Below are 20,200 nucleotides of genomic sequence, written 5' to 3' on the forward strand. Positions count from 1 at the left end.
CTATGGCAAGCGATCTGCTTGGAATTGGGACCTCGGGTGTGTTGGCCCAGCAGCGACTGCTGCAGACCACCAGCAACAACATAGTGAACGTCAATAGCCAGGGCTATGTACGTGAACGCACCCTGATCTATACCAATTCCGTCGGATTGGGGACGGGCGACATGGTGAGCGAGCGCATCATCAACGCCTATGCCCAGGCCGAGGTGCGCCGGGATACGTCCGCCTATCAGGCGGCCAACACCCGCTACGATCAACTGTTCCGGCTCGACAGCCTGCTCGGTGATGCCAGCAACAGCGTGGGGACCACCATCACCTCCTACTTCAAGGCTTTCCACACCGCCAACGAGTCACCGTCCGAGATCGGGGGGCGCAAGACGACCCTGAGTGAACTGAGCGGCATGGTGGACAGATTCCATACCCTCTCCGCCCAGCTCGACAAGCAGTCCGATACCATCAACGCCACCATAGGGGACGAGACGGACAGGGTGAACAGCCTGCTGAACAGCATCAACGATCTGAACCAGGCCATCGTCCGCACCCAGGGCTCCCCTGAAGAGAACCTGATGCTGTTCGATCAGCGGGATGAGGCCATTCGCCAGCTCTCCGAGAAGATGGAGATCCGCACCGTGACCCAGCCCAATGGCAGCATGCTGGTCAACATGAGCACAGGACACTCCCTGGTGCTCGATGGCGGCGTGGCCCAGTTCAAGGTGGTGCCGGGGGACCCGGATTCCCGTGAGCCTTCCCTGCAGCTGACCCTGGGCAAGAACCAGGCCAGCATCAACGACAAGGATATTGGCGGTGCCATCGGTGGCCTCTTCACCGCGCGCCGGGATCTGGAGCCCGCCAAGCGGGAGCTGGGGCAGCTGGCCGTCGCCCTGGGGGATGCCATGAACCAGCAGAACCGGCTGGGGATGGATCTCGACAACGAGCTTGGGGGGGATCTCTTCACCCTCAAGGGAAGCCAGGGGCTGCCCTACGCCAGCAACCAGGGTAACGGGGCAGCCAGCGTCAGCTTCGTCCCCGGCAAGGGGAGCGAGGTCACCACCTTCGACTACGAGGTGCGGTTCAACAGCGCCACCGGTTACGAGGTATTCGCCATCGACGGCAGCGGGCAGCGTACCTCGCTCGCCACGGGGACCACGCCGCCAGCCACCTTCGAGGTGGCGGGGCACGGCATCGAAATCGATCTCTCCGGCACTCCGGTCGCAGGTGACAAGATCTTGTTGCAACCCACCCGGAATGCGGCTGCCAACCTGGAGCAGGCGATCACCCGTCCCGAGGATATCGCGCTGGCATCCCCCCTGAAGGCGGACAAGGGATCCCAGAACCTGGGCTCGGGCGAGATAACGCTGGGCGGTGTCTACAACACCGGCACGGGCTCGGGTTTTGGCACCAACACTCTGGACCCGAGTGCCCCCCAGGTCATCAAGATCGACGGCAGCGGCAACTATGAGGTCTATGACAAGAACAACAACCTGCTCGGTGTGGCCCCCGCCTCCAGCAAGGGAAAGAACCTGATGGCCGCCCTCGAGAGCCCCCTGGGGGGGCCCAAGGTCTACGCCGATCCGACCCAGAGCCCGGGCTATGAGTTCAGCATCACCGGCAAGGTGGAGGCCAGCGACAGCTTCACGCTCAGCTACAACAAGGACGGCTTTGCGGACAACGCCAACGGCCTGGCGCTGGCGGAGCTGCAGAACAAGGAGGTGGTGCGCAAGAACAACAACGCCGCCACCAGCAACGACAAGATGACCTTCAACGATGCCTACTCGGGTCTGGTGAGCGGCATTGGCAACAAGACCAGCCAGGCCAAGACCCTGCTGCAGGCCAACGAGGCGAAGCTGACCCAGAGTACCGCCATCTTCGAGAGTGTCTCCGGCGTCAATCTGGAGGAGGAGGCGGCCAACCTCATCCGCTTCCAGCAGTCCTATGCGGCCTCGGCCCAGATAGTGAACACCGCCAAGACCATCTTCGACACCCTGCTCTCCTCCGTGAGGTAAGTCATGCGCATCACCACCAACATGATCTATGACCGCAACCTTGCCTCCATGAGCAAGGTGAGCGAGCGCCAGAACACCGCCTACAACCAGTTGATGACGGGGGATAAATTCTCCCGCTCCGGGGAGGACCCGGCCGGCATGAGCCAGAAGATGGCGCTGACCAAGGAGATCGATCTCTTCAAGCAGTACGGCGTCAACGGCAGCCTGCTGGAGAACAGCCTGGGCCACGAGGAGACGGTGCTCACCTCCCTCAACAACGCCATGCTGAGTGCCCAGACCCTGATCCAGAAGGCGAACAACTCCGCCATGGGCTCCGAGGAGCGCAACGCCATCGCGAGCGAACTGGAGGGGCTGCAAAAGCAGATGTTCGACCTGATGAACAGCAAGAACTCCCAGGGGGAGTACATCTTCGGCGGCAATCAGAGCAAGACCCAGCCCTTCGTCAAGGATGCCAGCGGCAACTATGTGTTTCAGGGGGACACGGGGCAGCGCAACATCCAGGTCTCTCCCACGGTGCAGATCCCGGCCAACGACTCCGGTTTCGATCTGTTCGAGATGGTGGCGACCCGGCGCACCGCCAGCGCTGCCAGTGGCAACATCCAGGTGTCGGTGGCGGATCAGGGGAACTTCGAGAGTTTCTATCGCAACAACTATGATGCTTCCCTGCCGAGCAACCAGTATGCGGTCAGCACCCTGGCCGGGCCGCCGGACACCTACGAGATCCGTGACAGCGGTGGCACCCTGCTGCAAAGCGGCGACTATGTGGCGGGCAACAAGATCCCCTTCAACGGCCTGGCGCTCACCCTCGACCTCCCTGCGGGATCGGCGACCCAGAACTTCGTGCTGGATACCCCGAAAAACGACAACATCCTCAATGGCATGTCCGATTTCATCTCCGCCATGCGCGATCCGACCCTGTCCGAGAGCGATTTCCAGCTGGCGGTCTCCGATGCCACCACCCACATGAGCAACGCCAGAACCAAGATAGACCGGGGACTGGGGGAGCTGGGGGGAAGGATGAACAGCCTGGAGCAGGTGATGAGCTCCAACGATGGACTCAGCACCCTGAACCAGCAGGCGCGGGCCAAGGTGTCCGAGGCGGACATGTACGAGGTGATCGCGGCCCTCTCCAAGGAGGATGCTGCCATGAGCGCCTCCCAGCTCGCCTTCAGCAAGATAAGCAAGCTGACCCTCTTCGACTATATCCGCTGACGTTCATCCGTTGACCGCAGGCTCCCCCGTGCCACGCACGGGAGAGCCTCGTTTCATGAAGGGCCCGCCGTCCGGCCAATTTGTAACAACCCGTTGCCAGGGGCCCGTTTGCCTTGACTCGACCTGCGCCTGGGCAGATGATGCCGCCCGCACGGTAGCGCCGTGCAATCAATGTTCGCAGCATCTCGTTAGGCGAGGCTCCTGCATAAACACAGGCCACTGATCTCACGACGTCCAGAGACGCCCAAGATCAGGACAGTTTTCATCGGATTAAGGTGTCAACCCAAGTGGCTTCCGGCATGCCGGATACGTTATGCAGTGCTAAAGCTGGTACGTGGGGATGAAAACACGCCGGACGGCGTCATTTCCTGCCTGTTACTCGTCAATCAAATTGCTGTTTTCTTGCCGTTGCATCCGGCCAGGTGCCGGAGGCGTTCAGGTTCGCCTGAAATCACATGAGGACATCTGTGATGAAGAAAACACACACCCTGCTCAATCGTCATCAACTGCTCGACCCGGTTGCCCTGCGCAACTGGCTGGCGCACAACCTGGATCCGGTGGCCCGTGCCGATCAGCTTCTGACCCTGCGCCCGGAAGAGCTCAACTGCATCTTCGATACCCTCTCCATGCCGGAAGGGGCGTCCTTGCTCGCCTCCCTCCCGGCGGAGTGTGCCGGCCATCTGCTGCTCAGGCTGCATGGCAGCATCGTGGGGATACTGCAGGGCACCCTGGCCCGTCGGGACCTGCTGGCCATCCTGCGCAGGCTCGACGAGCACGATCGCAAGACCCTGCTCGCCCGGCTGCCGGACCCCACCCGCAAAGCCTTCCAGTCCCTGCTGGCTTGGCCGAACGAGTCGGTGGGGGCCAACATGCGCCACGAATACTTGGCAGTGGAGGCCGATGCAACAGTTGAAAGCGCCAAGCAGCTGATCCACGGCGCCTGGGATCAGGCCAGGCTGTTCGGTCATCTCTATGTGGTTGACGGCGAGCAGCGCCTGCTTGGCAGCGTCTCCCTCAAGTCGTTGCTGATCGCCGATCCCCTGTTGCCGGTAGGGGAGCTGATGGAGGGGGAGGCGGTGCGCATCAACGCCCGGGCGGATCAGGAGCTGGCGGCCCGCCTGCTCATCGACCGCGACCTCTCGCTCCTGCCGGTGGAAGATCAGGGGCGTCTGGTGGGGGTCTTCCACGTGGACGATGCCGCCGACATCCTGGAGCTGGAGTCCACCGAGGATGCGGAGCTGCAAGGGGGCTCCTCGCCGCTGGATACCCCCTATCTGCAGGCCACCCCCTGGCAGTTGTGGCGCAAGCGGGTGGGCTGGTTGCTGATCCTGTTCGTGGCGGAAGCCTACACAGGCACCGTGCTGCGAGCCTTTGAAGAGCAGCTGGAGGCGGCCATCGCCCTGGCCTTCTTCATCCCGCTCCTCATCGGCACCGGTGGCAACAGCGGTACCCAGATCACCACCACCATAGTGCGCGCCATGGCGGTGGGGGAGGTGAGCCTGAAAAACCTCGGCACCGTGCTGAAGAAGGAGATCTCCACCGGTCTGCTCATCTCGGCCGCCATCGCGCTGGCGGCCTGGGTGCGGGCCTGGAGCCTGGGAGTGGGGCCCGAGATCGGCATGGTGGTGACCCTGACCATTGTCGCCATCGTGCTCTGGAGCGCCACCGTCGCCTCGGTGATCCCCATGGTGCTGCGTCGCTTTCGCATCGACCCGGCGGTGGTCTCCGCCCCCTTCATCGCCACCCTTGTGGACGGTACCGGCCTCATCATCTACTTCGAGATAGCCAAGCTGATCCTGCCGGATCTGCAGTAGGAAAGGACAAGAGACAAAAAAGGCAGCCATCGGCTGCCTTTTTGCACAGAGGGGCGGATCACCCGAGCTGGAACAGCAAGGGCCAGCCCTGCTCGTGGCAGTAGCGGTGCTCCTTTTCCAGGTTCTGCATCAGCAACTTGTTCTCGTCGCACCAGTCGAGCGGCAGGGTGACCACCAGCTGATCCCCGGCGGCCTGCACGTTCCACTCGGGCAGCAGGTTGTCCTGACGCCTGTGGTGGGCCGCCACCGCGAGGCGCAGGATGCGGATGCAGCGCAGCACCGTCTGCTCGTCGTGGTTGGGCAGGGCCGGCAGCTCGGAGAGCTTGAGCCCCTTGCGATGAAAGCGCACCAGGGCCGCCAGCAGGGCCTGATCGTCCTGGTTGAAGCCGGGCAGGTCGGTGTTTTGCAAGATGTAGGCGGAGTGTTTGTGGATGCCGCTGTAGTTGATGGCAAGGCCGATTTCGTGCAACCGCGCCGCCCAGCCGAGGATGGCGCGATAGGGCTCTTCCGGCATCTCCCAGGGGCCGCTCAGGGCGTCGAACAGGGAGAGGACGCTGCTCTCCACCCGGGTGGCCTGGCGCTTGTCGATGCGATAGTGGGTGCTGAGTGCAAGCGCGGTGCGTTCGCGAATGTCGTGATGCTGCAGGCGCTCCTCGAACTCGTAGAGCAACCCTTCGCGCAGGGCGCCGTCGGAGTACTCCATCCGCTCGATGGGCAGGGAGGTGAAGAGCCCGAGCAGGATGGCCACCGCGGCGGCGAACACCCCCTGACGCTCCTCGGTGAGGCCCGCCAGCTTGAGCTGGTCGACCCGCTTGTGCTTGAGCATCTCTTCCTTCAGCCGCTCGAGTCCCGCCAGGGTGATGGCACCATCGGTCCACTCTTCCCCCTGCAACACGTCGCGCACGGTGCGGATGGAGCCCGAGCTGCCGAGGCAGCTCTGCCAGCCCAGCTTGCGGTACTGGTTGATGATGGGGGCGAGCTGATGCTGGGCTTCCAACACGGCGGCGTTGAAGGCCTTCTCGCCGAGCTTGCCGTTGCCAAAGAAGCTCTGGGTGAAGCTCACGCAGCCCATCTTGCGGCTGGTGAGCGCCTTGTGCTCAAACCCTTCGCCGATGATGAGCTCGGTGCTGCCGCCGCCGATGTCCACCACCAGCACCTGGCCCTCGATGTGCTGGGTATGGGCGACCCCCTGATAGATGAGGCGGGCCTCTTCCTGGCCGCTGATGATCTCGATGGGGTGGTTGAGCACCTTGGCCGCCTCGCGCACGAAGTCGCGGGCGTTGCTGGCGCGGCGCAACGTGTAGGTGCCGGCGATGCGGATCTGATCCGGCTTGATGTTGGTGAGCCGCTCGGCGAACAGGGCGAGGCAGTCCAGCCCGCGCGCCATGGCCTCCGGGGACATGCGGCGCTGCTCGTCCATCCCTTCGGCGAGGCGCACTCGCTCCTTGATGCGATCGATGATCTGCATCCGCCCCTCGGTGAGGCGGGCGATGACCATGTGGAAGCTGTTCGAGCCCAGGTCGACAGCGGCGTACAGACTATTGTCCATGGTTTGACTCTATGCGTTTGAGGTAGTCGTAAATCGCCACCTGGGAACGGACCTTGCGGCGGTTGCCCCGCTTCACGTATTCGTTCTTCTGGTCGGCATCGATCACCCGCGCCTTGCAGGTATCACTCAGTTGTAGCTCGAGAATGTCGAGGATGCGCTGCTTGAGCCGCTCGTCATAGATGGGGGTGCCCACCTCGATGCGACCGTCGATGTTGCGGCTCATCCAGTCGGCACTGGAGATATAGAGCTGGGGATTGCCCTTGTTGTGGAACACCATCACCCGCGGATGTTCGAGGAAACGGTCGATGATGCTGATGACCCGGATGTTGTCGCTCAGACCCGGCACCCCCGGGCGCAGGGCGCACATGCCCCGGATGATCATCTGGATGGGCACCCCGGCCTGGCCGGCGGCATAGAGCCGGTTGATGAGGTCTCTGTCCACCAGGTTGTTGATCTTGAGGGTGATGCCGCTGGGTTGCCCCGCCTTGGCGTTGGCCAGCTCGTTGTCGATGAGGCGATAGAGCTGGCGGCGGCTGTTGATGGGGGAGACCAGCAGGTGGTTGAACTTGTAGCGCCGGTACGGGTACTCGATGTACTCGAACACGCTCTCCACCTCGGCGGTGATGTCCGGATGACGGGTCAGCAGGGAGAAGTCGGTGTAGATTTTGGCGGTCTTCTCGTTGAAGTTGCCGGTCCCGATATGGGCGTAGCGCACCGCCTCGCCGTTCTCGTGGCGGGTGATGAGGCAGAGCTTGGAGTGGATCTTGAGGCTGGGCACCCCGAACACCACCTTGACGCCTGCGTCGGTCAGGATGTTGGCCCAGTCGATGTTGGCCGCCTCGTCGAAGCGGGCGCGCAGCTCCACCACCACGGTCACCTTCTTGCCGTTGTTGGCGGCGTCGATGAGGGAGTGGATTATCCGCGACTTCTTGGCCACCCGGTAGATGTTGATGCGAATGGCGCTGACCGCCGGGTCGAAGGCCGCCTGGCGCACCAGCTCGGTGAAGTGGTGGAACTTGTGGTACGGGTAGTAGAGCAGGATGTCCTGCTTGGCGATGGCGTCGAAGGCGTTGACGAAGCCGTCAAAGTCGCGGCAGTCCAGTGCCGGCAGCTTGGGGTTTTCCAGATAATCCCGGCCCACATTGGGGAAGCCGATGAAATCCTTGAAGTTGTGATAGCGCCCACCGGGCATGATGGCGTCGTAGGAGCTGATCTGCAGCTTGAGCTTCAAGAAGCTTATCATGGCCGCCGGCATCTCCCGCTCGTAGACGAAGCGCACCGGCATGGCGGTGAGGCGCTGTTTCAAGCCGTCACTCATCTTGTCCACCAGGCTGAGGTCCAGCTGGTCGGAGAGGTCATATTCGGCATCCCGGGTCAGCTTGACCGCGTAGGCGGCAATCTCGTCGTAGTCGAAGAAGCCCTTGAAGATCTCGTCCAGACAGAAGCGGATGACGTTGTCCAGGATGATGATCTGCTTCTTGCGACGGGTGCCCTCCGGCGGTAGCTGGAAGAAGCGGGGCAGATCGTCGGTGGGCACTTCCACCAGGGCGTACTGGATCACCTGGCCGTTCTTCTTCATCTCGATGGCGAGATAGGTGTGCTCGTCTTTCAGGAACTTGACCGGGTTGACCTCCTTGTTGAGGAGGATGGGGATGATGTGGCGCAGCACTTTTTCCCGAAAGAAGATCCGCAGCCACTGCTGGATGGACTCGGAGAGCTGGCTTTCGTTCACCAGGAAGATGTTGTGGCGGGCCAGCGCGATCAGCAGCTCCTTGTAGGTGTTGTCGAACGCCTCGCCGAGCGCCATCACCTTCTGCTGGATGGCGCGCAGCAGCACCTTGGCCTCGTCGTCGCCGCCGTGGACTTCGTTGATGAGGATGCGGCGCTTGACGTCCGACACCCGTACCTTGAAGAACTCGTCCTGATTGGAGGAGAAAATCCCGAGGAAGCGGACCCGCTCGATGAGGGGTACCGTCTTGTCCATCGCCTCTTGCAACACCCGTTCATTGAATGAGAGCCAGCTAAGCTCTTTCTCTTCATACTGCTTGTCGGTGCTCATCTGGTGCCTCTTTGCTCTGGTTGCGTCTGCGCGGAAGTTATGGCGTCAAACCATGACAAATTTATGACAGGCGACACTATTCGCTCAGATCCTGATCGATGTCGACGACGAGGTCGTCGGAGAGGGACTCCAGGGCCGTGACGAGATCGTCCAGTTCGAGCTGCGGCGGCAGGGCCACCAGGGCGTGGGCATAGAAGAGGGGGGCGCCTGAGTGGGGCGCAGGTTCGCAACCTGTGGTGAGGTCGGCGACGTTGATGTTGAGTTGGCGCAGGATGCTGGCCACTTCATGGACGATGCCCGGTCTGTCGTTGCCGGTGACGCTCAGCATCACCTGATGGGCCGGTTGCGGGCTGAGCTGCCCTTCGGCGAAGCTCACGGTGAGGCCAGGCAGCATCACCAGGGCCTCGCACAGGCTGCGGTAATGCTCGTCAGGCACGGCGACGTGCAAAATGCCGGCAAATTGCCCCGCCAGCTCGCTCATGGAGCTGGCCAGCCAGTTGCCCTGCTGCCGGGTGATGGTATCGGCCAGGCTCTCGACGATCCCGGGTTTGTCTGCGCCGATCACGGTGACGACCAATTGCTTTTGCATCCTGCTCTCCTTGAATGGGGCTGCGTGGGGTCCGTTGACGCCTGGCGGTGACGGGGAGTGCGCCAGAACGTCCATGGGCTCTAGCATTGTGCCTGCTGTGACAGGCCATATGAAGCCCGCCTTGCGCAAATTCAGTGAAAAAACGCGAATGCCGGGACGGGCTTGATTTCTGCGCTGCCTGAGTCGCTTTCCCCGTGGTAGAGTGTGCCCCTTCCTCTGGTGTGAACTGAATTTGTCTTGTAAACGGGATGTGCGTGTATGAATAGCCTTGTCGTATCGGGAGCCGTGTTGCTGGGGTTGCTCCTGCTGGTGATCGTCTGGCGCAGGGAGAAAGGGGGCAAAGCCGAGCCCTATGATCTGCAGGAAACCTTGATGAGCCCAGCGGAGCGCACCTTCTTCGGGGTGCTGGATCAGGCGGTGGGGGACAAGGCCCGTGTCTTTGCCAAGGTACGAGCCTCCTATGTACTGACGCCCGAGGCGCACCTTGGCAAGGGCAAGCGCCAGCAGGCGCTCGGCAAGATAGGGGAGAAGCACTTCGATTTTCTGCTCTGCCACCCGGCGGATCTCTCTTTCCTGTGTGCCGTGGAGCTGGATGACGAGGGGCACCGCCACCAGAAGCGCAAGGCGCGGGATCTCTTCCTGAAGGCGGCCTGCGATGGCGCCGGCCTGCCGCTGTTGCAGATCCCGGCCAGCAGCCACTACCAGGTCGACGAGTTGCGGAAGCAACTGCTGCCCCTGCTGGCGAGAATGACGGCGCCGGTGGATGACCTGCTGCCCGGCGAGCGCCGCGAACCGACCTTCAGCCCGCTGCTGCTCGATGGCGTCGATCTGGGCACGTCACACCCGGGGGCTGCCAGGGAGCCCCAGGTGCCGTCCCCACAGGCCGAAGAGGCAATGCCGGTGTTGATGGAGGAGAATCCCTTCCTCGATCCGGATGAGGAGGAGCCCCGGGAGACGACCCCTCATTGCCCCCGCTGTGCCGCGCCCCTGGTGGCACGGGAAGCACGAAAGGGTCCCCATGCCGGTCGCCTGTTCCTCGCCTGCAGCCGGTTTCCCGAGTGCCGCTATGCCGCTCCCCAGGAGAGCGTGAAACACTGATCCCTCCTCTGACGCCGCACCCTGTCGGCGTCATTCTTTCCCCTTCGCTGGTTTTCATCCGATACTCAATCTGGCTGGAAGCGTGATCCCCGTCCCGCCAGGGGCCGGGAGGATGCGACAAGTTTTGACAATCCGCCAGAATTTTGGCACTTTGTCCCCCTTATGACACAGTGCGAAATTGGTTTTAATAAGCACTTAAAAAACAATAACTTGGCGTCAGGTGTGAAAATATGGATAGGATGGCTATGGGTGTGCTGCTTGTTGATGCCGATGATGTGCGGCGCCAGCAACTGGGGACTGTGCTCTCCTTCATGGGGATCCCCTGGCAGGAGGTGGTGGAGAGCGATCTCGATGTGGCCATCGAGACTGCCGGGCCCTTGCAGGGGATTCTGGCCGGGGAACTGCGCGAGCGCGCCCTGAGTGAGCTGCTTGCCGCCCACCCTCGTCTGCCCTTTCTCTCCCTGATGCCGGCGAGCCATGGCTGCAGCAACTTCATCGGGGTGGCCGAGGCGCCCTTTACCTATGAGTCCCTCACCCGTCATCTGCACTTCTGCCAAGCCTTCATCTCCCTGCATCCCCGTCATCAGACCCACGACAAGGGTCAGACCCTGCTGCGCCTGCTGGTGGGCAAGGGGAGGGGCATCCAGGAGGTGCGCCGTCTCATCGGCCAGGTGGCCGAGACCGACGCCAACGTACTGATCCTCGGTGAGTCCGGGACCGGCAAGGAGGTGGTGGCTCGCGCCATCCACGAGCTGTCCGCCCGAAGCGCGGGCCCCTTCGTGCCCATCAACTGCGGCGCCATTCCGGCTGAACTGCTCGAGAGCGAGCTGTTCGGTCACGAGAAGGGGGCCTTCACCGGTGCCATTGCCGCTCGGCGCGGCCGCTTCGAACTGGCCCAGGGGGGCACCCTCTTCCTCGACGAAATCGGCGACATGCCGCTGCCGATGCAGGTCAAGTTGCTGCGGGTGCTGCAGGAGCGCCAGTTCGACCGGGTCGGGGGCGGCAAGGCCGTCCAGGCAGATGTGAGGGTGATCGCGGCGACCCACCGGGATCTGGAAGCCATGATCCGCACCCAGGCATTTCGCGAAGATCTCTACTACCGCCTCAATGTGTTCCCCATCGAGACGCCCCCCCTGCGGGATCGGGCCGACGACATCCCGCTGCTGCTGCAGGAGCTGCTCAATCGCCATGCCGAACAGCACAAGGGGATCATCCGTCTGACCCAGCGCGCCATGGAGTCCCTGATGCAGTACGCCTGGCCCGGCAACGTGCGCGAGCTGTCCAACCTCATCGAGCGCCTGCTCATCCTCTATCCGAACCAGATCGTCGATGTGGCGGATCTGCCCGGCCGCTATCGCCTGCTGCCCTGCGAGCCACGAGATGAGCGGCTCACCGAGATGGACGAGCGGGACGCCCTGGCTGCCGTGTTCCAGTCCCCACCAGAGCTGGATCCGGGCATCGCCATGCCCCTGCCCATGCAGTTGCCTCAAGAGGGGGTCAACCTCAAGGAGATGCTGGCCGACCTCGAGGTGGAGCTGATCCGCCAGGCCCTGGAGTCCCAGGACGGGGTGGTGGCCCGCGCCGCCGACCTGCTCAGCATGCGCCGCACTACCCTGGTGGAGAAGATGAAGAAGTACGGCATGAGCAAGGACAATTGAGGTCAATGCTTTGACGCATTGAGCCAATGCATTGATAAATAAAGCCTATTTTTATGGCATGGAAATTGAATAAGCTGACTCAATCGCCAGTTTGAGGTCAGCTTTATGACAATCTTGCAGCAGGATGCCCCTCTCCAGTCACATGAAGTGAGTCAGCTTTACGCCATCTTCACGGCGCTGCCGACCGGCGTGCTGCTGCTCGATGGCGAGGGGCTGATCACCCGCGCAAACCCTGCCGCCCTGGCGCTGCTGGGAGAGCCACTTGAAGGCCTTTCCTGGCGCCAGATCATCGCCCGCTGTTTCGAACCCCGTGAGGATGACGGTCACGAGATCTCCTTGCGCGACGGCCGCCGGGTCCAGCTGTCGACTCAGCCGCTGCCGGATCAGCCCGGCCAACTGGTGTTCATTACCGACTTGACCGAGACCCGCCAGTTGCAGGACAGGGTCAACCACATGAAGCGCCTCTCCGCCCTTGGCAACATGGCGGCTTCCCTGGCGCACCAGATCCGCACCCCGCTCTCCGCGGCCATGCTCTATGCGGCCAACCTGGCCAACCGCACCCTCAAGCCTGAATCCCGCAGCCAGTTCCAGCAAAAATTGATGGCGCGCCTGCAGGATCTCGAGAAGCAGATCAACGACATCCTGCTGTTTGCCCGCAATGGCGACAACCAGGTGGTGGCACCCCTCTCGGTGCAGGGCTTGCTGGCGGAAGTGCAGGCGGGGGCCGAAGCCTTCTGCCAGCAGCAGGGGTGCGCCTTGCATCTGGAGGCCCCTGAGCCCGATCTCTGTCTGCTTGCCAACAGCAGTGCCCTGGCGGGGGCCATCAACAACCTCATCGCCAATGCCCGGCAGGCCGGCGCCGATTCGCTCCTGGTGAGCGCTGTACGCAGCGGCAACCGGGTGGAGATGCGGGTCATCGACAACGGCAAGGGGATGGCCCCCTCCCTGCTCAACCAGATCTTCGAACCCTTCTTTACCACCCGTTCCCAGGGCACGGGCCTCGGTCTTGCGGTGGTGCAGTCGGTGGTACGAGCCCATCAGGGGGAGGTAAGCGTGGCCTCGGTCCCTGGCGAGGGCACCTGTTTTACCCTGTCCTTCCCCCTGCATCAGCAACAGGTTCAGTTGGGGGGCGTGGCATGATGCGCGCAAAAGCCGGAGCGCCGGTGAAGATGATTCTCGACAAGGCCATGTTGGTTGTAGGAGGTGTGGCATGACCCAGGCTCGTATTCTGGTGGTGGAAGATGACAACGGCCTGCGCGAGGCGCTGGTGGATACCCTGCTGCTCGGTGGCTATGAGTGCCGCGAGGTGGACAGCGGCGAGCGGGCCCTGCTTGCCCTGTCCCGTCAGCGCTTTGACATGGTGATCTCCGACATCCAGATGGGGGGCATGGATGGTCTGACCCTGCTCGCCAACATCCGCCAGCAATATCCCCAGGTGCCTGTGCTCCTGATGACTGCCTACGCCAACATCGACGGGGCGGTGCGCGCCATGCGCGAGGGGGCGATCGACTATCTGGCCAAGCCCTTCTCCCCCGAGGTGCTGCTCAACCAGGTCAGCCGTTATGTGCCGGCCCAGAAGGTGGAGAAGCGTGCCGTGGTGTACGGGGACCCCAGGACTGCGGAGCTGTTCCAGCTGGCGACCCGGGTGGCGAGAAGCGAAGCCACCGTCATGGTGACCGGACCGAGCGGGACGGGCAAGGAGGTGCTGGCTCGCTACATTCACGACCACTCCAGCCGGGCAGAGCAGGCCTTCGTCGCCATCAACTGCGCCGCCATTCCGGAGAACATGCTGGAAGCGACCCTGTTTGGCTATGAGAAGGGCGCCTTCACCGGTGCGGTACAGGGGTGCCCTGGCAAGTTCGAGCAGGCTCAGGGAGGAACTCTGCTGCTCGACGAAATCACCGAGATGGATCTGGGGCTGCAGGCCAAGCTGCTGCGGGTCTTGCAGGAGAAAGAGGTGGAGCGGCTCGGCAGCCGCAAGATGATCCCCCTCGATGTGCGGGTCATTGCCACCAGCAACCGGGATCTGAAAAAAGCGGTGCAGGACGGGTTGTTCCGCGAGGATCTCTACTACCGCCTCAACGTCTTCCCCCTGCGCTGGACGGCGCTCTGGGAGCGCCCGGGGGACATTCTTCCCCTGGCGGAGCATCTGCTGGCGCTGCATGCCAGCCAGATGGGGCTGCCGACGCCGCAGCTCGCAGAGGACGCCCGAGAGCGTCTGATGGCTCACCCCTGGCCCGGCAACGTGCGCGAGCTCGACAACGTGGTGCAGCGCGCCCTGATCCTCTGTCCAGACGGCCTCATCGACTGTGAGCACCTGATCCTGGAGGAGACGGACGAGACCCTGGTGCGCCCGCTCGAGCGGCTGTCAGGGGAGGGGCTCGGCGGCGAACTCAAGCAGCAGGAGCACCAGATCATTCTGGACACCCTGCAGGAGTGCAACGGCAGTCGCAAAGCGGTGGCCGACAAGCTCGGCATCAGCCCGCGCACCCTGCGCTACAAGCTGGCCCAGATGCGTGACGCCGGCATCGAGCTGCCCGCCTAGGCCTGACAGGCGCATGGCCTTGCCGGTCCAGCTCGATTATCATGGGCCCTGACGATCGGAATCCGGCTCCCCGCACAGTGCGTGGGGAGCCCAGCTAGGAGACCCCCATGATCTCTCATCGTAAACTGGAAAGCCTGCTCAACCACCTGCTCGAACCCCATGCCATCAAGGATTACTGCCCCAACGGCCTGCAGGTGGAGGGGCGCGAGCGCATTCGCAAGGTGGTGACCGGCGTCACCGCCAGCCAGGCCCTCATCGATGCCGCCGTGGCCGCCGGGGCCGATGCCATCCTGGTTCATCACGGCTACTTCTGGAGCGGTGAGCCGGCCCAGATCACCGGCATGAAGCAGCGTCGTCTCAAGACCCTCTTGACCCACGACATCAACCTGTTTGCCTACCACCTGCCGCTGGACGTGCACCCCGAGGTGGGGAACAACGCCCAGCTTGCCAGGCTGCTCGGCATCAAGGTGCGTCGCGGTCTCGAACCCTGGAACAGCAAGAGCGTGGCCATGGTGGGCAAGCTGGAGGAGCCCATGAGCGGCAGCGATTTTGCCAAGCTGATTGCCGAGCGTCTCGGTCGCGAGCCGCTTCATTGTGGTGACAGTGGTCCCGAGCTCATCCGCTCCGTGGCCTGGTGCACCGGCGGTGGCCAGAGCTACATCAGCCAGGCGGCGGAGCAGGGCATCGATGCCTTCATCTCCGGCGAAGCCTCCGAGCAGACCATCCACACTGCCCGCGAGATGGGCATGCACTTCTACGCCGCAGGCCATCACGCCACCGAGCGCTACGGCGTCAAGGCGCTGGGAGAGTGGCTCGCCACCGTGCACGGGCTGGAGGTCACCTTTATCGATATCGACAATCCGGTGTAGGGCCGATTAGCCGCGCAGCGGCGTCATCGGACGTGATGACAGCCATTGCGCTGGTCGATAGAAATGACAAGGGAGGCCTGAGCCTCCCTTGTGGTGTCTTACTGCTGCTCGCGGTTACTCGCTGGCATAGCCTGCCAGGCCAAGCTGCTTGCCATCGAGGCAGGCAGACCCTTCTCGCATCTGCAAGCGCCCTTCGCAGAACCACTGCACCACCAGGGGGTAGATGCTGTGCTCCTGCACCTGGACCCGGGCGGCGACCTCGTCTGCACTGTCCCCTTCGAAGATGGGGACCCGTGCCTGGAGGATAACCGGGCCGCCGTCGAGCTCTTCGGTGACGAAGTGGACGCTGGCGCCGTGTTCGTCATCACCGGCCTCGATGGCGCGCTGGTGGGTGTGCAGACCCTGGTATTTCGGCAGCAACGAGGGGTGGATGTTGATCATCCTCCCCGCGAAGTGGCGCACGAGGTCGGCGCTCAGGATCCGCATAAAGCCGGCCAGCACCACCAGATCCGGCTGATAATCCGCCATCAGGGCCAGCAGGGCGGCATCATACTCCTCCCGGCTGGCGAACTGCTGCTGGGCCAGGATGGCGGTTGCCACCCCGGCTTCCCTGGCACGCACCAGGCCATAGGCATCAGCCTTGTTGCTGATGACGCCGACCACCTGACCGGCAATCTTGCCGCCGGCACAGCCGTCGAGGATGGCCTGCAGGTTGCTGCCGCTGCCTGAGATGAGGACGAGGATGCGTTTCATAGGGGAGGTCATCTGGCCGTTGATCCGATCATTCATTGAATGATGACCTGCTCCTCACCATCGGCCGCCTTGGCGATGTGGCCGATGTGCCAGGCGTTCTCGCCTTCGGCCTTGAGCAGGGCCAGCGCCTTGTCCAGCTGATCCGCCGGCAGGGCGATGATCATGCCGACGCCGCAGTTGAAGGTGCGATACATCTCGTGGCGGGTGACGTTGCCTGCCTGTTGCAACCAGCTGAACACCGCCGGCCACTGCCAGCTCTGCTCGTCGATGACCGCCTGGGTGTTGGCGGGCAGCACGCGCGGGATGTTCTCCCAGAAGCCGCCGCCGGTGATGTGGGACAGGGCGTGGATCTCGCACTCCTTGATGAGCTTGAGCACGGGCTTCACGTAGATGCGGGTCGGCTCCAGCAGGGCGTTGGCCAGGGTGGTGTCACCCAGCGGCTGCTGCACGTCGGCCTTGGAGACTTCCAGGATCTTGCGAATGAGGGAGAAGCCGTTGGAGTGGGGACCGCTGGCGGCCAGGGCGATCAGGGCATCCCCTTCGCCAACCTTGCTGCCGTCGATGATCTCGCTCTTTTCCACCACACCGACGCAGAAACCGGCGATGTCGTAATCTTCCCCTTCATACATGCCAGGCATTTCGGCAGTTTCACCGCCGACCAGGGCACAGCCGGACTGTTCGCAGCCGGCGCCGATGCCGGTGACCACGGCAGCGGCAGTGTCCACGTCCAGCTTGCCGGTGGCATAGTAGTCGAGGAAGAAGAGGGGCTCGGCGCCCTGCACGATGAGGTCATTGACGCACATAGCGACCAAGTCGATCCCCACGGTGTCGTGCTTCTTCAGGTCGATGGCCAGACGCAGCTTGGTGCCCACCCCGTCGGTACCGGAGACCAGTACCGGTTCCTTGTAGCCAGCAGGGATTTGACACAGGGCCCCAAAGCCGCCAAGACCACCAAGGACTTCAGGACGACGAGTGCGTTTTGACACGCCCTTGATACGTTCAACCAGTGCATTGCCGGCATCGATATCTACGCCAGCATCCTTGTAGCTCAGTGAGGTTTTGTCAGTCACGCGTATTCCCCGTCATATAAAGAAGTGGAGGGTAAAATTCGGGGCGTATTCTACCAGCGGGTACGAAAAACCAGAAAGAAAATCGTTTGCGCGTTTTTGAATCGAAAAGCTCTACAAGCCGTGGCTTTTGTTGTATGATTCCGCGATTTTTTGGCGCCGGTTAGAGGAGATAATAATGAAAGTCGTTGAAGTCAAACACCCCCTGGTCAAGCACAAGATCGGCCTGATGCGCGAAGGCGACATCAGCACCAAGCGTTTCCGTGAACTGGCCAAGGAAGTGGGCAGTTTGTTGACCTACGAAGCGACCTCTGACTTCGAAACCGAAAAAGTGACCATCGATGGCTGGAACGGCCATGTGGAAGTCGACCAGATCAAGGGCAAGAAGGTCACCGTGGTGCCCATCCTGCGCGCCGGTCTTGGCATGATGGACGGCGTGCTGGAGCACATGCCGAGCGCCCGCGTCAGCGTGGTCGGTATCTATCGCGATGAAGAGACCCTGCAGCCTGTCCCCTACTTCGAGAAGATCGTCAGCAACATCGAAGAGCGTCTGGCCCTGGTCATCGACCCCATGCTGGCCACCGGCGGCTCCATGATCGCCACCATCGACCTGCTCAAGAAGAAAGGTTGCCAGTCCATCAAGGTGCTGGTGCTGGTTGCCGCGCCGGAAGGCATCAAGGCCCTGGAAGCCGCTCACCCGGACGTGGAGCTGTTCTGTGCCTCCATCGACCAGGGGCTGAACGAGAAGGGCTATATCGTCCCGGGTCTGGGGGATGCTGGCGACAAGATCTTCGGCACCAAGTAAGCATCACCCCATCGCCGCGCCCAAGGCGCGCAAACGGAGCCGGCACCCTGCCGGCTCCGCTGTTTCTCCCCCCTTTGCTTGCTGCCATGCGCGCCTTGCCGCTACCATAAGCACCATCCCCCATTTCGAGAATCTTCTTTATGCTGAAACGCTTAGCGACTCTCCTCTGCTGCTGTCTGCCTCTCGTGGTGTCGGCCGCCCAGGTAACCGACCTCTATCAGGGCAAGGCTCCCACCAGTGGCGACATGACGGCCGCCCAGTCTCAGGCGCTGGGGGATGTGCTCGTCAAGGTGACGGGCAAGCGCGATATCCTCACCCAGCCGGATGTGGTGAAGGCCCTGGCGGCGCCGGCGGATTACGTGCAGCAATACAGCTATCAGGACATCGGCTCGGTCAAGTTTCTCAAGGCGGATTTCAATGTGGCCAAGGTGAACGCCCTGGTCGGCCAGAGCAAGTTTGCCCTGCTTGGCCCGGTGCGGCCGCAGGTCGCCATCTGGCTGGTGGTCGACGAAGGGGAGCGGCGCATTCTGCCGGATCAGTCCGGCGATGGCTGGTCCGAGGCGCTGCGTGCCCAGACCCAGGCCATGGGGCTGCCGGTCAGTCTCCCGCTGATGGACTTGGATGACAACATGGCGGTCAATGCCACCGATGTCTGGGGCCGCTTTGCCGATCCCGTGCTCAAGGCGAGCCAGCGTTACGGCGCCGAAATGGTGGTGCTCGGCAAACTCACCCCGGAGGGGGAGGCCTGGAGCATCGATTGGGGTCTTTATGGGGCCAAGCCGGGGGCGCAGGCAGGAGAGCTGACCGAGCTGACCAAGGGCTCGGGTTCAGGTACCCAGGCCGAGGTGGCAAAGGGCTTTGCCGATGCCCTTGCCGGTTGGCTGGTGCAGCAGTACGGTACCCGTCTCTCCGGTGTCGCCTCCAGCCAGACCCTGGTGGTGGAGGGGTTGTCCGACATCGATGGCATGATCCAGATCCAGAAGCTGCTGCAGGGGATGGCCAGTGTCACCAAGGTGGCCATCGGCAAGCTGGAAGGGGACAAGGTGACCTTCAACCTCTCGCTGCAGGGGGACAAGGCCGAGCTGGTGAGGGGGTTGCAACTTGAGAGCCGCCTGCATCAGGTGGAAGACAACGAGAGCGGCCTGCGCTATCAATGGTCGCAGCCCTGATCCCGGGGAAGGATCCTGACCGCCCGGCATGGTCCGGGCGGTTCTCTATCTGCCCCGCTGGTGATACACTTGCCCGCAAATATCACAGTCAAAGCCCAACGAGTGAAGCAACCGGCCCAACTGTCTTTAGCCGTACAACTACCGGATGATGAAACCTTCGTCAGTTTTTATCCCGGCAACAACGCCCATCTGATCACCGCCCTCAAGAATGCGGCCATCGGTCAGGGCTCGCCCTTCCTCTATTTCTGGGGAGCCAAGGGGTCGGGCCGCTCCCATCTGCTCCATGCCACCTGTGCCGAGGTCAACGCCCGCGACGCGGCGGCGGCCTATCTCTCCCTCGATCAGTTCGAACAGCTTGACCCCAGCATGCTCGATGCTTTGGAGAGCCTGCCCCTGGTCTGTCTTGACAGCCTGGAGGCGATCGCCGGCAACGCCCTGTGGGAGCGGGCCCTGTTCGACTTCTACAATCGCTGGAAGGAGAAGGGGGAGGGGACGCTCATCGTTACCGGCTGCAGCGCGCCACGCAAGCTGGGGCTGCAACTGCCGGATCTCGCGTCCCGTCTCGACTGGGGAGTGAGCTTCCACCTCGACGAGCTGGACGACGAGGGCAAACTCAGCGCCCTGCAACTGCGCGCCGAGCTGCGGGGTTTCAAGCTGCCCATCGACGTGGGCCGTTTCCTGCTCAATCGCCTCTCCCGCGACATGCGCACCCTGCTTGCCACCCTCAATCGTCTCGACAACGCCTCTTTTCGCGCCAAGCGCAAGCTGACCATCCCTTTCGTCAAAGAGATCCTCGAGCTCTGAAAACCTATCCCATTAGGCTATCTTATTCGCCATTTTGAACCTGGGCAGTGCTCGAAATCCTCACGTACTACAGTACGCTCCGGTTTCTGCGCGCTGTCCGTGTTCAAACTGCCTTCAACGATTACGCCTACTGGGATAGGTTCTAGGCTGTGTTCTTAAAGTGATGAAGATATAATCTCACATCTTCTCAACAGCTTAAGATCAATTCC

At 62.6% G+C, this 20,200-nt stretch carries 16 protein-coding genes and 1 riboswitch; of the genes, 11 read left to right on the plus strand and 5 right to left on the minus strand.

Translation table 11 applies throughout. From position 1 onward, the window contains the following. Positions 1-2 precede the first annotated feature (2 nt). From flgK to mgtE, 3 genes are all read left to right on the plus strand, one after another. Positions 3-2,000 carry a flagellar hook-associated protein FlgK gene (flgK, locus tag ACPW74_RS05660; RefSeq protein ID WP_128271704.1) on the plus strand — a complete coding sequence of 666 codons (1,998 nt, stop codon included), beginning with the start codon at positions 3-5 and terminating at the stop codon, positions 1,998-2,000. 3 nt (positions 2,001-2,003) lie between these two features. After that, positions 2,004-3,212: a flagellar hook-associated protein FlgL gene (flgL, locus tag ACPW74_RS05665; RefSeq protein WP_010675285.1), complete on the plus strand. Its 1,209-nt coding sequence runs from the start codon at positions 2,004-2,006 to the stop codon at positions 3,210-3,212. A gap of 177 nt (positions 3,213-3,389) precedes the next feature. Beyond that, a riboswitch (M-box (ykoK) riboswitch) is annotated at positions 3,390-3,559 on the plus strand. A gap of 123 nt (positions 3,560-3,682) precedes the next feature. Beyond that, positions 3,683-5,026, plus strand: a complete 1,344-nt coding sequence (mgtE, locus tag ACPW74_RS05670; protein ID WP_103260422.1) for a magnesium transporter — start codon at positions 3,683-3,685, stop codon at positions 5,024-5,026. A 58-nt stretch (positions 5,027-5,084) separates the two neighbouring features. Here the strand turns inward: mgtE and ppx are convergent, their stop codons facing one another. The 3 genes from ppx to ACPW74_RS05685 form a co-directional block, all read right to left on the minus strand. Continuing rightward, entirely contained in the window at positions 5,085-6,575 is a 1,491-nt protein-coding gene (gene ppx / locus ACPW74_RS05675; protein ID WP_042864118.1) for an exopolyphosphatase, read from the minus strand. Further along, positions 6,565-8,634, minus strand: coding sequence for a polyphosphate kinase 1 (gene ppk1, locus ACPW74_RS05680; protein ID WP_010675282.1), 2,070 nt, complete (start codon positions 8,632-8,634; stop codon positions 6,565-6,567). Before ppk1 ends, ppx begins: the two co-directional genes overlap by 11 nt. Positions 8,635-8,710: 76 nt before the next feature. Further along, the gene (locus ACPW74_RS05685; protein ID WP_010675281.1) at positions 8,711-9,223 is read right to left on the minus strand and encodes a glycine cleavage system protein R; all 513 of its coding nucleotides are present in this window, start codon (positions 9,221-9,223) and stop codon (positions 8,711-8,713) included. 258 nt (positions 9,224-9,481) lie between these two features. Here ACPW74_RS05685 and ACPW74_RS05690 point away from each other — a divergent pair, with 258 nt between their 5' ends. The 5 genes from ACPW74_RS05690 to ACPW74_RS05710 all read left to right on the plus strand — a co-directional run bounded on the left by ACPW74_RS05690 (position 9,482) and on the right by ACPW74_RS05710 (position 15,393). Then, positions 9,482-10,321: a DUF2726 domain-containing protein gene (locus ACPW74_RS05690; protein ID WP_425858697.1), complete on the plus strand. Its 840-nt coding sequence runs from the start codon at positions 9,482-9,484 to the stop codon at positions 10,319-10,321. Between the two features lie 239 nt (positions 10,322-10,560). After that, entirely contained in the window at positions 10,561-11,979 is a 1,419-nt protein-coding gene (locus ACPW74_RS05695) for a sigma-54 dependent transcriptional regulator (RefSeq protein ID WP_041213159.1), read from the plus strand. 105 nt (positions 11,980-12,084) lie between these two features. After that, positions 12,085-13,119 carry a sensor histidine kinase gene (locus ACPW74_RS05700; protein ID WP_010675278.1) on the plus strand — a complete coding sequence of 345 codons (1,035 nt, stop codon included), beginning with the start codon at positions 12,085-12,087 and terminating at the stop codon, positions 13,117-13,119. 70 nt (positions 13,120-13,189) lie between these two features. Continuing rightward, positions 13,190-14,524 carry a sigma-54-dependent transcriptional regulator gene (locus ACPW74_RS05705; protein WP_010675277.1) on the plus strand — a complete coding sequence of 445 codons (1,335 nt, stop codon included), beginning with the start codon at positions 13,190-13,192 and terminating at the stop codon, positions 14,522-14,524. A gap of 107 nt (positions 14,525-14,631) precedes the next feature. Continuing rightward, a complete protein-coding gene (locus ACPW74_RS05710; protein ID WP_042864115.1) occupies positions 14,632-15,393 on the plus strand; it encodes a Nif3-like dinuclear metal center hexameric protein in 762 nt (253 codons plus the stop codon). Positions 15,394-15,507: 114 nt separating this feature from the next. Here ACPW74_RS05710 and purN read toward each other — a convergent pair whose 3' ends face one another. Then, the gene (purN, locus tag ACPW74_RS05715) at positions 15,508-16,146 is read right to left on the minus strand and encodes a phosphoribosylglycinamide formyltransferase (protein WP_010675275.1); all 639 of its coding nucleotides are present in this window, start codon (positions 16,144-16,146) and stop codon (positions 15,508-15,510) included. A gap of 32 nt (positions 16,147-16,178) precedes the next feature. Beyond that, positions 16,179-17,216: a phosphoribosylformylglycinamidine cyclo-ligase gene (purM, locus tag ACPW74_RS05720; protein WP_010675274.1), complete on the minus strand. Its 1,038-nt coding sequence runs from the start codon at positions 17,214-17,216 to the stop codon at positions 16,179-16,181. Positions 17,217-17,391: 175 nt separating this feature from the next. Here purM and upp point away from each other — a divergent pair, with 175 nt between their 5' ends. The 3 genes from upp to hda all read left to right on the plus strand — a co-directional run bounded on the left by upp (position 17,392) and on the right by hda (position 19,991). Then, positions 17,392-18,018, plus strand: coding sequence for a uracil phosphoribosyltransferase (gene upp, locus ACPW74_RS05725; protein ID WP_425858700.1), 627 nt, complete (start codon positions 17,392-17,394; stop codon positions 18,016-18,018). A gap of 140 nt (positions 18,019-18,158) precedes the next feature. Continuing rightward, complete coding sequence (locus ACPW74_RS05730) at positions 18,159-19,187, plus strand: DUF2066 domain-containing protein (RefSeq protein WP_104454387.1); 1,029 nt, start codon at positions 18,159-18,161, stop codon at positions 19,185-19,187. A gap of 102 nt (positions 19,188-19,289) precedes the next feature. Further along, on the plus strand, positions 19,290-19,991 hold the full coding sequence (gene hda, locus ACPW74_RS05735) for a DnaA inactivator Hda (RefSeq protein WP_010675272.1): 702 nt from the start codon (positions 19,290-19,292) through the stop codon (positions 19,989-19,991). Positions 19,992-20,200: the final 209 nt, after the last annotated feature.

This window comes from Aeromonas sp. INTO2 (genome assembly GCF_049860605.1).
Taxonomy (GTDB): Bacteria; Pseudomonadota; Gammaproteobacteria; order Enterobacterales; family Aeromonadaceae; genus Aeromonas; species Aeromonas caviae.

Bases quoted from the DNA above. Each gene is read 5' to 3' on its own strand.
- ACPW74_RS05690 (WP_425858697.1), top strand. From the start codon at position 9,482: ATGAATAGCCTTGTCGTATCGGGAGCCGTGTTGCTGGGGTTGCTCCTG.
- flgL (WP_010675285.1), top strand. From the start codon at position 2,004: ATGCGCATCACCACCAACATGATCTATGACCGCAACCTTGCCTCCATG.
- ACPW74_RS05700 (WP_010675278.1), top strand. From the start codon at position 12,085: ATGACAATCTTGCAGCAGGATGCCCCTCTCCAGTCACATGAAGTGAGT.
- ACPW74_RS05695 (WP_041213159.1), top strand. From the start codon at position 10,561: ATGGCTATGGGTGTGCTGCTTGTTGATGCCGATGATGTGCGGCGCCAG.
- ppx (WP_042864118.1), bottom strand. From the start codon at position 6,575: ATGGACAATAGTCTGTACGCCGCTGTCGACCTGGGCTCGAACAGCTTC.
- ACPW74_RS05705 (WP_010675277.1), top strand. From the start codon at position 13,190: ATGACCCAGGCTCGTATTCTGGTGGTGGAAGATGACAACGGCCTGCGC.
- ppk1 (WP_010675282.1), bottom strand. From the start codon at position 8,634: ATGAGCACCGACAAGCAGTATGAAGAGAAAGAGCTTAGCTGGCTCTCA.
- ACPW74_RS05730 (WP_104454387.1), top strand. From the start codon at position 18,159: ATGCTGAAACGCTTAGCGACTCTCCTCTGCTGCTGTCTGCCTCTCGTG.
- mgtE (WP_103260422.1), top strand. From the start codon at position 3,683: ATGAAGAAAACACACACCCTGCTCAATCGTCATCAACTGCTCGACCCG.
- purN (WP_010675275.1), bottom strand. From the start codon at position 16,146: ATGAAACGCATCCTCGTCCTCATCTCAGGCAGCGGCAGCAACCTGCAG.
- ACPW74_RS05685 (WP_010675281.1), bottom strand. From the start codon at position 9,223: ATGCAAAAGCAATTGGTCGTCACCGTGATCGGCGCAGACAAACCCGGG.
- upp (WP_425858700.1), top strand. From the start codon at position 17,392: ATGAAAGTCGTTGAAGTCAAACACCCCCTGGTCAAGCACAAGATCGGC.
- ACPW74_RS05710 (WP_042864115.1), top strand. From the start codon at position 14,632: ATGATCTCTCATCGTAAACTGGAAAGCCTGCTCAACCACCTGCTCGAA.
- flgK (WP_128271704.1), top strand. From the start codon at position 3: ATGGCAAGCGATCTGCTTGGAATTGGGACCTCGGGTGTGTTGGCCCAG.